Source organism: Flagellimonas marinaquae, assembly GCF_023716465.1.
Lineage (GTDB): Bacteria > Bacteroidota > Bacteroidia > Flavobacteriales > Flavobacteriaceae > Flagellimonas > Flagellimonas alginolytica.
In genome coordinates this window covers 1584642-1596380 of sequence record NZ_CP092415.1, presented here as the reverse complement: position 1 = coordinate 1596380, position 11739 = coordinate 1584642, and the positions used below count along the sequence as shown (strand labels likewise).

Here is an 11739-nt window from a genome sequence, read left to right as displayed (position 1 = left end):
CTGTTATATTAAAGCCCTAAATTCGATTAGCTGTTCATAATTCTTTCTAACTCCAACCAGCGCTTTTCTTCATAATGATCATGTAGAAACAATTCAATATCGTTTTGAACTTCGTCAAAGTTGTTTTTATAAAAATTCAGAGTATCAACATACTCTTCTAAAGATTTATTTTTTTTCATTACTGTGCTAGGCGCCTCTATGAGATGCCTAAGGTCTGCATAAACCAAAGGCAAACCCAAAGAAAGAAGGTTGAACGCCTTATTACTAATAGTGCAAGCTTGAACACTTTCTTTGTTTGGATTATAGGGGATAATGGAACAAAAGACATCGTCACTTTTAAGTTCATTAAAGGCAGAATAAGGTATATGTTCAAAATTTGCATGGTTCCGCGTCATAAAATCAACCATTTTTTTATCCTCATTTCGGTCAGGGGGGCCTATAAAGCGATAGTGGTAGTTCGTGTTGTTAATGATTCGTTCAATCATCGGCCAATCCATTCTTCCGATAAAACCCCAATATAGAACAGTATTCCGATCTAGAGAGTTCTTCGGTTTTTTGTATTTTTTTTGGCTCCAAGGAAAAAATAAGGTGACATTGTCTCGGTATGTCTTGAGTTTATCATAAAGGGGATAGGAAACGGTCAAAACATGGTCTGAACTCATACAAGTAGCCTGTGTTTGAAGCCGAATTTGTTTTTCCATTCCAAGTTTGGCCTGTGCTTCAAAATCATCATTGATGATTGTAATGATTTTTTTATTGCCCGCTAACTGGGGCAAAAAAGAATAATCGTAACAAAAATTAATTACAAAGTCGAATTCTAAATTATGGATAATTTTTTTTAAATAGAACTTCACGAGGGCATTATTGGCTCTTTGGATAAATCTACTTTGCCTCAATTGATGGTGAATCAACTCGGGATGAGAATAAAAGGTTATTCCCTCTTCCATTCTTTCTTTTACTAAGAAACTCTTATAGGAGCACTTTTCTATAAAAGTAATTTGGTAGCCATGCTTTTTAAGCATTCGAGTGACTTGATGCCTTATTCTAGGCGGTTCATCCCAATTTGTTTTAGTAAGAATTAGTACTTTTCGCATCTAATTAGTTTACGTTCTACTCTTTATTGTTCCATTTTAAAAGCAGTGTCTTTTAGAAAGATAAAAGAAACCAATATTAATAAAAAGCCTCCATGGGTCAACATTACAGTAGGCAGGGAAGAACTAATTAAAACGAAAAACAGTAAGAAAAACACACCAAAAAATCTACTGCTAATATTTAATTGATTTAATATTGAAAAATAAAAGCTAACTATCAAAATATTGATAAAAACACCGATCAATCCGTAATTCATAAATCCATCTGATATTATTCCATTATTTGCACCCCATTTAATATCATTAAAAAAAGCCTCGCCCACAATATAAGAATGCGATAATTCATATGGATAGTTTATAAAGAGACCATCAAACGTCTCTGACCAATAAAGATGGTTTCCATCAAAAAAATTAAAATAGAGGATGTCCAGGAGATTTGGCAAAAAAATTGCCCTACGCACTGTCATTACCATTAAAAAGTCATTATTAAAAGTCTGGGATAAAAACAGAGAGAAAAGTGCTAAAAAAACAATAAAACTGATAAAATAGGTAGCCTTCTTCCAGTAATCAAATCTATAAAGGATTAAAACCATCAATAATCCAACAAAGACAGCTTTGTGTGCCCCACACAGGTATAAAAAAATTAAGGTGAAGGCCGAAAACAGGACCGTTTTTCTATCCTTAAAATATATGCCGAATACTATCAGAGTAGGAATTAAAATTTTATTAAACCAAGAATAGGTATATGCGGTGTAAAAATTATTAACAGAGGCCGACATAAATGCTCTAGTTTCATAAACTTCCTTTAGCAATAAATTTTTAAGGTTTATATGAGGTAGATACAAAATTAAAAATGGAATTATCCCAATCAAAACAGTATTCAACAATAACTTTCGAGAAGAATATAAATCGATGGTTTTGGATGGTATTTTCAACCTAATCTTACCCAGACCCAATGTTGTTAGAAAAAATAGATTATGGGAAAGAAAAATTCGAGAATCAATACTAACAGTATTGGAATATAAGATGCCACTAGGGAAAACAAAAAAGACAAGAATTAATACTAAAATCATGTAGAGGAATCCTTTAGTTCTAACCAACGTAATTAAAACAATCCAGGCAAGAATTAGAAAGGTAGCCAACAAAAAGCGAAATATTTTAAACTCAAAGATTAAGCCTACCGATAATGATACTTTTTGAAAAACATAGAGATCCTTTACAACTTGGGTAAAACATATTTGCAAAACAAGGAATAGAACAATAAGAAGAGTAGCATTCTTGCCTCTAGTTCTATCTACGATTACATTAACATGCTGTTTTCCTAACATTCTGGCTGTAATTTACAAGTAAACAATAGAAAAGCATCACAAAGGATATTCCTGAAAAACGATTTAACATACTTTCAAAAAGAAATCCTAAACCTAAGATGATTAGAAGAAACAGATTAAACAATTGTTTTGAAGGAATGCTAAAAAGTGCATGTAAGAAACCGATAAAAATGGCCAAGAGAGCAAATAAACCGAGTAAGCCACACTCTAATAATATTTGTAAAAATCCATTATGTACGTTTAGATTCTGTTTTAAAGGAGTAGTATAGCCTTTGACTTTATAGGTCTTGTTCAGTTCTTTTTGAGCATCTGCTACTCCAACACCAAACAATAAATTTCCCTCAATTATAGATATAGCAGCGTCCCAGGACATTAACCTTAGGCCATAACCAAATCTATTTTCAGGGTCGATAGTCAACCCCTTTTCTATAAAAGTTTCTACCATGACCTTCCCTCTTGGATTCTTGACAAGAAACACTGAGCCTAAGATAATTATAAGCAATGGAATTAAAATTTTAAGTTTCAGGTCTTTCAATTTTATAAATAAAAACAATGTGAATAAAATAAAGCATATAATAATTCCCATTTTACTGGACAATTGAAAAACAACGAGGGTTAACAAAAACAGCGCAAGAATATTCCATTTGTTGAACCCTGATTTTTTTACGGAATGGGAAAGGATTATGGCTATAGCCGTATTCAAATAAAGGGAGAAGTATATGGTGTCGTGGAAAATAGAAAAGTGTTTAGCAAAAAAATAATTACCATCCCTAACCACGGCATAAAAAAAAGAAAAGTCTTCGTTTACCAATGGTCGGAACACCAATCTTCCACCACTCCACTCTAACGAATTATTAAAAGCGTTTAAGTAGCAGCATACAATGGCTGTTAAACACCCAAGAACAAAGTATTTTAATATTCTTACAACAATTACATTATCTAGTTTAAGCGTCAAGAAAATTAATGGGAAAGTTATCAGTGAAGCTCGATTTTCCAAATACTTGAATTCAAAACTCTCCGAATACAGCAAGGAAAGGCCTACCAAAATGTAGAGTGCCACAGGAAAAATATATGAAGGAATCCCGAAATCAATTTTCCTATTTAGCCGAAGCAAGGACAAAACGGATAATAGGACTAAAATTAAAGTCGATATTTTTTGGTGTAAAGGTAAGGTAAACGCAAAAGCGTATAAGGTAAAGTATTGTGCTTTCAACACACTATTTGGATTAATTCTCTTCATTTACCTAAACCCACAAATTAGTCAAACCGGATATCGAATTTTCTCGCCCAGACAGCAATATTATATAACTTCCATAAGGTAATGTCATCGATACCTTTATTTAACCTATCCTTTTGCACGAACCTTTCCAGAAATGATGAGGACTTTATTTCCTTTAAAAAAGATTCTTTGTCCGATAACCATTTTTTTGTCGGAGCCTCAAATCCAAATTTGTTCTTTCTCCATACAATCTCACCCGGCAATCTATTTTCAGCTGATTTTCGCAGTATATACTTCGACCATCCTTTGCGCATCTTATATGAAAAAGGTAGCGAATAGGCCAGTTCTACAACGTTGTAATCAACAAAAGGAACTCTTGTTTCTATAGAAAATTTCATGGAGTTCCTATCTTCGAATTTCAGGAGTTTTTGCAACTGCACCTTGGTCAATTCAAATTTCTGCAACCTATGTATGTCCTTATTAGCATAGGCGACGTCTTGAAGTAACTTTTTATTGATAAAGAAAGTAAACTCCCTTTTTATATAATTATGTCTTCTCAATTGCCTAAATGCTCGCACTGAGGCATTGTTAAAGTAAATGTTATACAACATAACATCTTTTAGAGATAGTTTTGAATTTCGAGAAATCTGGACAGCACTTTTAATTTTTTGAAAAATGTTTTTTTGTTGGTTGATATAGGCTGGATAATAACGGTCATATCCCAGGAGACTTTCATCGCCGCCCTGACCATCGAGAAGTACCGTACAGCCTTCTTCTTTTGCCTTCTTCATTACAAAATAAGCCATAATAATCGATGGAGACCCAAAAGGCTCTTCCTGTGTTTCGATTACCTCTTCGGCCACTTCCAAAAAATCTTCCTTTGAGGGTTGAGTCACTTTCCAATCCAATTGGAAAGCATCTACTACCATTTTGGCAAAGTGTGATTCATCATTTCTTTTTTCTATTGATTTAGCTGTAAACGCAGTAAATTTGTCTGTACTACTTTTATGGTATTCCTCTGCAGCTGTTGCTGCAATATAAGAACTATCCATTCCGCCACTCAGGCAGGTACCCACCCTTACATCAGAGCGCAGCCTGAGAGCAATCGCTTTATCTATTGTTTTTTGGAAAAGTTTTTCTGCACCTTCAAAATTAAGTGAAGTGAAATCTTCGTTAATTGTCAACTCATAGTACTTTTTTATGCAAAATGTATTCTTACCTATATCATAACTTAAATTGTGCCCTGGCGGTAAGGAATTAATATTCTTAAAGAAAGTTTCGTCGCTATGATGATGATATCCCAAGTATAGGTAATCGAACAATGTTTGTTTGTTGACGCTTGGTTCTTGGATTTGGGTTAAAATTTGTCGTATTTCGGAACTTAACAAAAAAACTTCTTTATTTTCGAAATAATAAAAAGGCTTTATGCCGAACCTGTCCCTACTAATGAAAATTTTTCCCCTCACCTTATCTAGAAGAGCAAAAGACCACATGCCATTAAATTTGTTAACACACCCTTCTCCCCAGTACTCATAGGCCTTTAAAATCACCTCAGTATCTGTCTTGGTAGTAAAAACACAACCTCTTTGCCTTAGCTCATCTTTGATTTCCAAATAGTTATATATCTCACCATTATAGGTTATGACCAAATTATCCATCTCCATGGGTTGATGACCAGCACTACTCAAATCTATGATGGCCAATCTTCTATGGCCAAAGGCAATATTGGAATCTATGAAGTGACCCTCCCCATCCGGCCCTCGATGAACAACCGCATCTGTCATTTTTTTAATATCAGCCAACTTGGGTGAATCTCCCTTTTTATTAATGATTCCTGCTATTCCACACATTGCTAATGAGTTTTAAATTTTTTAAGTGCTTGTTTTTGAATGAAAAAATAAAGGGCATATATTAATACCTCATGTACTGTATAAACAATCAAAGTCTGTTTTATTGGTAATTTAAAATACACTATTGTAAATAAAAGGGTAATCACTGTGGTAAAAAAATAGGTGATTTGCCATGCCGAAAGCAATTTTAGCTGATTGGTGGCATTGAAAATCGAGGACAGTGGGCTGGTACACAACTTTGCCCACAGAGAAAAACCCAAAATGACTGCAAAACTACCCGAGGTTTCCCAATTTTCTCCATAGACCAAAGAAAAGATTTCCTTGCCAAAAAAGTAAAGAATGAAAGCTATGCACCCACCTATTAAAAAAAGAATGAATACCGATCCTAAAAATAGTCTTTTCGCTTTATAATAATTCTTTTTATTGAAAAATGTAGCTGCCTTTTGATAAAACACATCCCTAAAGGAAACCCCTATCAGTGCCATTGGGGCAACCAAAATCATATTGGTGAGTCCCAAATACCCCAAAGTTTCTTCCGAATAGTAAGTTCCAACAAAAAAAATAAGGGCCTGAACAGAAAACACGTCCAAAAGTGCCGGCAAAATAGTGACTTTAGGATAGTCTATATATTTTCTTGCAACCGCTACAAGTCGCTTTGCATCTGTTTGCAGGTTCAATTTAGCCTTAAAGAAAGGTATTGAAGTAACAGTGCCTGCTATCTTGCCGAAAATCAAACCAGAGTTAATAAGTCCAAAAAAGGCCAATACTATACTAAAAATAGAAGTACTTACAGTTTGGGCGATTTTTGCAATAGCGTTTTCCTTGAAAAATTTTTGCCTTACCGATAGATAAAGGACTATATTATAAATGCCAAAAAATGCTACGTATAATGGTATTACAAACCATAACCCTTTAAGGGCATAAAATGCGTTTAGATGATTATAAAAGAAGACTATTAAAAGAAGCAAAAAACAATTATAGAAAATAATGAGCCAAAAACTCAATTTCCCCAAATCTATGGCCTCTGAATCCTTTCGTGGAACCACCATGGCATAATAATACCTGCCTCCGTTCGGTATTACCAGTACTCCCACGATTGCCATAAAAAAGGTGAACGTAGCAAAGTTTTCCTCCTGATATAACCTTGTAAGTATCGGGGATACTAGAAACGGTATCAATTGTGCGATTCCAGTGCCAATCAGCTGGATGGATACATTATTGAAATATTCGGTTTTAAATGGATCAAGTAACCTTTTCATATTTTGGTTGCTAGTCTTATAGGAAGGAATGATATTCCCCCTTCAACCCAACCGGCTCAACATTTCTTATTTTATGAACAATTTCAATAGCAGTCCTTGCCGCTTCCAAGCCATAACCATTACCAGCCAAAATATCTTTATATACCATGGTGTGCAAGTCTGTAAAACCTCCGCTAAACTCCAACTCTTCCCCATCTATAGTAATAGATCTAAAAGTGGTTTGTCCCTTAGCTTTCACCTCTTGGGGCAAATATTCAGCATTAATGGATAAGAACCATCTTACTCTAGCATTCTCAAACTCCAAATAACCAGCGGCCCTATCTCTTTCATGGACATGAACCACATTTTCCTGAACATTCCCAAAAATCCAAGAAAGCATATCATAAAAGTGAACACCAATATTGGTCGCTATCCCTCCAGACTTGCTCACATCCCCTTTCCAAGAGGTCTGGTACCAGTGCCCTCTAGATGTTAGGTAGGTAAGATCTACTTCAAATTTTGTGCTTTTATCAGATTTGGCTACTTTTTCCTTTAAGGCAATTATACTAGGATGTACTCTTAACTGGAGAATATTAAATACCTGTTTACCCGTATTTTCTTCTACCTTTTTCAGTTTATCAATATTCCATGGATTCAGAACTAAGGGTTTCTCGCAGATTGCATCTGCACCACTTCTTAAAGCAAACCTAATATGTGCATCATGCAAATAATTTGGTGAACAAATACTTACATAATCCAAGTATGTTTTTTTTTCATACTTGAGCTTTTCTATATGACGATCAAACCGTTCAAATTCCACAAAGAAATCAGCATTTGGAAAATAAGAATCGATAATGCCTACACTATCCCCTTTATCATACGCTGCTAAAAGCGTATTGTTTGTATCTTTAATAGCTTTCATGTGCCGAGGTGCAATATAGCCGGCCGCTCCTATTAAGGCAAAGTTTTTCATTGATGTAAGGATTTAAGTAGTGTATTAATAATATATTCTTGTTCTTCTTGTGTCAAGTATGGGTTCATAGGAAGACTCATAACCTCATTTGCCGCCTTTTCCGCAAAAGGAAAATCTCCCTTTTTATGACCCAGATAGGCAAAGCACTCCTGTAAATGTAAGGGAATGGGATAATGAACCGCTGTAGGAACGCCTTTATCTTTTAAATATTCTTGAATTTTGTCCCGTTGCGCAACTCGAATGGTATATTGAGCCCACACCGAGTCGTTTTTTGCTTTCACTATAGGTAAGGGAACAAATCCTTGCAATAAACTATTGTAGCGTTCTGCCACTTCTTGCCGTCTTGTAATATCTTGACAATAATACTTTAATTTAACTCCCAAGATTGCAGCCTGAATGTTATCCAGACGCCCTCCCATTCCAATATATTTATGAATATAACGTTCTACCTGTCCATGTACCCGCATAGCCTTCATTTTAAGATAAAGCGTTTGATCATTGGTAAATACAGCCCCTCCATCACCAAAACACCCCAAAGGCTTTGCTGGGAAAAAGCTAGTGCATCCAATCGTAGAGACACTACAGCTTTTTTTTCCATCTTGTGTGGCGCCAAAACTCTGGGCCGCATCTTCAATAACCGCAAGGGCATACTTTTTGGCAATTGTGTTGATTGCCCCCATATCTGCCATTTGACCATACAAGGAAACTGGCATAACTGCCTTAGTTCTATCCGTAATAACACTTTCTATCTTAGAGGCATCAATGTTGTAGGTCTGCGGGTCTATATCCACGAATACTGGTTTGGCGCCCAAACAAGCAATGGTTTCAGCTGTAGCGATAAAGGTAAATGGGGTGGTGATAATCTCATCCCCAGCGTTAATACCTAAGGCCATCATAGCCAATAGTAGCGCATCTGTACCTGATGAAACTCCTAAGGCATATTTTACACCTGTAAACTTTTCAATCTCAGCTTCAAACTCATCCGTTTCTTTCCCCAGAATATAGCGAGCCGAGGTCATGACCTCTTTCGTCACAGACAAAAATTCTTCCTCGTGCTCTTGGAAGGCCTTCTGTAGATTGGCAAAATCTATTTTCATTATTTAATACGTATTACTTTCTCATTATCCAACTGGTATTCTTGACCACTCTCTGGACATATTGCTTTTCCGTTATTATCAAATTTTAATCTGTGCCCGTATTCTCCCACCCAGCCAATTTGTTTCGCAGGATTACCTACCAACAGCGCATAATCAGGTACACTTTTGGTTACTACTGCTCCTGCTCCAATAAAAGCATATTTCCCAATATCGTTCCCGCAGATTATTGTTGCATTAGCTCCTATTGACGCCCCTTTCCGAACCACAGTTCTTGCATATTCCCCCCTACGGTTGATGGCACTACGCGGATTGATAACATTTGTAAATACCATGGAGGGACCCAAGAACACATCATCTTCACATACAACTCCTGTATAGACTGAAACATTATTCTGTATCTTTACATTTCTTCCTAATATGACCTTAGGAGAAATAACAACATTCTGGCCTATATTACATCTTTCTCCAATAACACAATTGGGCATTATATGAGAGAAATGCCAAATTTTTGTGTCGTTTCCTATAGTACAGCCAAAATCAATCACTGCCGTCTCATGAGAAAAAAAGGTATTTTTCATTAGTTGCTACTTTTCATTAACGGTTAACCCCGCAAAAATCTAACACCACTTTATCTTCATTGATTTTTAGGTTTTTAAACTCATCATGCGCCACCAAAAAAGCTATGATATCCGCTTTTTCTATAGCTTGCTTATACCCTGTGAGTTTAAAAACTTTGTGTTCGTTAATATTGGGCTCCACAATAAAATACTCTTCATCATTAGCGTCCTGTAAAACCTTTTGTGCGATATATTTTGCAGGGGATTCTCTTAAATCGTCAATATTAGGTTTAAAGGCCAAACCCATCAAAGCAATCTTAGGTTTTCGACCATTTTTTAATTGAAAATCAAGCTTCGCATTCTTGATTTTTTCTGCACACCAAAATGATTTGTAATTGTTAATTTCTCTTGCTTTACCGATGATTTGGGATTCCATAGGATAGTCTGAAACAATAAAGTAAGGGTCCACCGCTATACAATGACCCCCAACACCACAACCGGGTTGCAGAATATTTACTCTAGGGTGTTTATTGGCAAGCGCTATCAACTCCCAAACATTAATATCGGCTTTGTCACTTATCAGGGACAATTCATTGGCAAAAGCAATTTGCACATCCCTTGAAGAGTTTTCCACTAGTTTGCACATCTCAGCAGTACGAGCGTTGGTCTTGTGCAAATTACCCTTCACATACTTCGAATAGAATTCAGTTGCCTTCTCGGTGGATTCTTCATCGATTCCCCCTATTACTCTGTCATTGTTAACCAATTCATACATAACATTGCCTGGTAATACTCTTTCGGGACAATACGCAATGAAAATTTTCTCTTCAAGCTCTGGCCTTTCTTGGTATATGTAATCACGCATTTTTTCCGTAGTCCCAACCGGCGACGTTGACTCAATGATATACAAATCTCCCTCTTTTAACAAAGGTAAGACGGCCTTTGTAGCGGCCTGAACAAAGGATATGTCCGGTTCATTCTTTCCTTTGAATGGAGTTGGCACTACAATTATAAAAGTATCGGCGGCAACAGGCACTGTCCCAGCTTTCAAATAACCAGAAGCAACCGCATTGGAAACCGCTACATCCAACTCTGGTTCTACAATATGAATTTTACCGGCATTTATGGTTTCAACCACTTCCGGGTTGATGTCCACACCAAATACCTTTGTTTTGTTCTGTGCTACCAATGCAGCCGTAGGAAGGCCTATATAGCCCAATCCTACCATTACCACTGATGGGTCTATCATTTTTGTGTTCTTATATGTTCCACAATTCTTTTACAAGCTTTTCCATCACCATAAGGATTATGCAATTTTGTCATTTTATCGTATGCGTGTTTATCTTCTAAAAGTTTTGAAGCTTCGGATACAATCAATTCTTTGTTTGTACCGACCAAAAGAACCGTACCCGCTTCAACTGCTTCTGGCCTTTCGGTTGTATCTCTCATTACTAGTACAGGCTTGCCCAAACTTGGCGCCTCTTCCTGTACACCTCCACTGTCGGTTATTATCATATAAGATTGATTCATAAGCCACACAAAGGACGGGTAAGATAAAGGAGCTATCAATTCTATATTTGGAACACCACCAAGTATTTTGTATACCGGCTCTTGAACTTTAGGATTTAAGTGTACCGGATAAACTATTTGAACATCATCATATTTTTGGGAAATTTCCTTTAAAGCTTCACAAATACTCAAAAACCCATCCCCATGATTTTCCCTACGGTGACCCGTTACCAAAATAAGTTTTTTATTCGGCTTCAAAATTTGGGACACCTTGCTGATTTCCTCGTCTTCATATGTATTGGAGCTTACCTTTGCAACGCTAATCTGTAATGCATCGATTACGGTATTGCCTGTTACTACAACCGAATCTGAAGGCTTGTTTTCTTTTAAAAGATTTTCTTTAGATGTTTCCGTTGGCGCAAAATGAATATCACTGACTACTCCCGTAACGCATCTATTCATTTCTTCAGGGAAAGGAGATTTTTTGTTGAAGGTTCTCAAACCAGCTTCAACATGGCAAACACCTGATCCAGAATAAAAGGCTGCAATACTTGTGGCCATTGTAGTTGTTGTATCGCCATGGACATACACATAATCCGGCTCAAATTCTTCAAGAACTTCTTTTAGATTCAAGATAATGTCTGCCGTTAAACCATAAAGGTTTTGATTGGGTTTCATTAGATTAAGGTCGTAATCCGGAATTATCTCAAAAAAGGAAAGCACCTGGTCTAACATTTCCCTATGCTGGGCTGTTATGCAAACTTTGGTCTCAAATTCATCCGTATACTTCTCAAATTGCTTTACCAGAGGGGCCATTTTGATGGCCTCTGGACGAGTTCCAAAAACAATAAGGTTCTTTTTCTTCAAAAATTTCTTT

10 protein-coding genes are annotated in these 11739 nt (G+C 36.3%); all 10 read right to left on the bottom strand.

Annotated elements, in window-relative coordinates; translation table 11 throughout:
* Positions 1–26: 26 nt before the first annotated feature.
* Genes MJO53_RS07160 through wecB form a run of 10 tightly spaced genes read right to left on the bottom strand, consistent with a single transcriptional unit; the run spans position 27 to position 11729 of the window.
* Positions 27–1094 (bottom strand): hypothetical protein, encoded by a 1068-nt coding sequence (locus tag MJO53_RS07160; RefSeq protein WP_252081030.1) that lies wholly within the window; start codon positions 1092–1094, stop codon positions 27–29.
* Positions 1095–1117: 23 nt separating this feature from the next.
* A complete protein-coding gene (locus MJO53_RS07155) occupies positions 1118–2419 on the bottom strand; it encodes a hypothetical protein (protein WP_252081029.1) in 1302 nt (433 codons plus the stop codon).
* On the bottom strand, positions 2397–3659 hold the full coding sequence (locus tag MJO53_RS07150; protein WP_252081028.1) for an O-antigen ligase family protein: 1263 nt from the start codon (positions 3657–3659) through the stop codon (positions 2397–2399). The genes MJO53_RS07155 and MJO53_RS07150 overlap by 23 nt, the downstream gene beginning before the upstream one ends.
* Positions 3660–3676: 17 nt before the next feature.
* Positions 3677–5488 (bottom strand): asparagine synthase (glutamine-hydrolyzing), encoded by a 1812-nt coding sequence (asnB, locus tag MJO53_RS07145; protein ID WP_252081027.1) that lies wholly within the window; start codon positions 5486–5488, stop codon positions 3677–3679.
* Positions 5489–5490: 2 nt separating this feature from the next.
* Entirely contained in the window at positions 5491–6747 is a 1257-nt protein-coding gene (locus tag MJO53_RS07140; protein ID WP_252081026.1) for a lipopolysaccharide biosynthesis protein, read from the bottom strand.
* 16 nt (positions 6748–6763) lie between these two features.
* The gene (locus MJO53_RS07135) at positions 6764–7699 is read right to left on the bottom strand and encodes a Gfo/Idh/MocA family protein (protein WP_252081025.1); all 936 of its coding nucleotides are present in this window, start codon (positions 7697–7699) and stop codon (positions 6764–6766) included.
* Positions 7696–8796: a DegT/DnrJ/EryC1/StrS family aminotransferase gene (locus MJO53_RS07130; RefSeq protein ID WP_252081024.1), complete on the bottom strand. Its 1101-nt coding sequence runs from the start codon at positions 8794–8796 to the stop codon at positions 7696–7698. Before MJO53_RS07130 ends, MJO53_RS07135 begins: the two co-directional genes overlap by 4 nt.
* The gene (locus tag MJO53_RS07125) at positions 8796–9374 is read right to left on the bottom strand and encodes an acyltransferase (protein ID WP_252081023.1); all 579 of its coding nucleotides are present in this window, start codon (positions 9372–9374) and stop codon (positions 8796–8798) included. The genes MJO53_RS07130 and MJO53_RS07125 overlap by 1 nt, the downstream gene beginning before the upstream one ends.
* Positions 9375–9390: 16 nt before the next feature.
* The gene (gene wecC / locus MJO53_RS07120; RefSeq protein WP_252081022.1) at positions 9391–10602 is read right to left on the bottom strand and encodes a UDP-N-acetyl-D-mannosamine dehydrogenase; all 1212 of its coding nucleotides are present in this window, start codon (positions 10600–10602) and stop codon (positions 9391–9393) included.
* Positions 10599–11729: a non-hydrolyzing UDP-N-acetylglucosamine 2-epimerase gene (gene wecB, locus MJO53_RS07115; RefSeq protein WP_286037777.1), complete on the bottom strand. Its 1131-nt coding sequence runs from the start codon at positions 11727–11729 to the stop codon at positions 10599–10601. Before wecB ends, wecC begins: the two co-directional genes overlap by 4 nt.
* Positions 11730–11739: the final 10 nt, after the last annotated feature.

Excerpts from the sequence above, each read along its gene's own strand:
- MJO53_RS07160 (WP_252081030.1), bottom strand. The coding sequence starts at position 1,094 with ATGCGAAAAGTACTAATTCTTACTAAAACAAATTGGGATGAACCGCCT.
- MJO53_RS07155 (WP_252081029.1), bottom strand. The coding sequence starts at position 2,419 with ATGTTAGGAAAACAGCATGTTAATGTAATCGTAGATAGAACTAGAGGC.
- MJO53_RS07150 (WP_252081028.1), bottom strand. The coding sequence starts at position 3,659 with ATGAAGAGAATTAATCCAAATAGTGTGTTGAAAGCACAATACTTTACC.
- asnB (WP_252081027.1), bottom strand. The coding sequence starts at position 5,488 with ATGTGTGGAATAGCAGGAATCATTAATAAAAAGGGAGATTCACCCAAG.
- MJO53_RS07140 (WP_252081026.1), bottom strand. The coding sequence starts at position 6,747 with ATGAAAAGGTTACTTGATCCATTTAAAACCGAATATTTCAATAATGTA.
- MJO53_RS07135 (WP_252081025.1), bottom strand. The coding sequence starts at position 7,699 with ATGAAAAACTTTGCCTTAATAGGAGCGGCCGGCTATATTGCACCTCGG.
- MJO53_RS07130 (WP_252081024.1), bottom strand. The coding sequence starts at position 8,796 with ATGAAAATAGATTTTGCCAATCTACAGAAGGCCTTCCAAGAGCACGAG.
- MJO53_RS07125 (WP_252081023.1), bottom strand. The coding sequence starts at position 9,374 with ATGAAAAATACCTTTTTTTCTCATGAGACGGCAGTGATTGATTTTGGC.
- wecC (WP_252081022.1), bottom strand. The coding sequence starts at position 10,602 with ATGATAGACCCATCAGTGGTAATGGTAGGATTGGGCTATATAGGCCTT.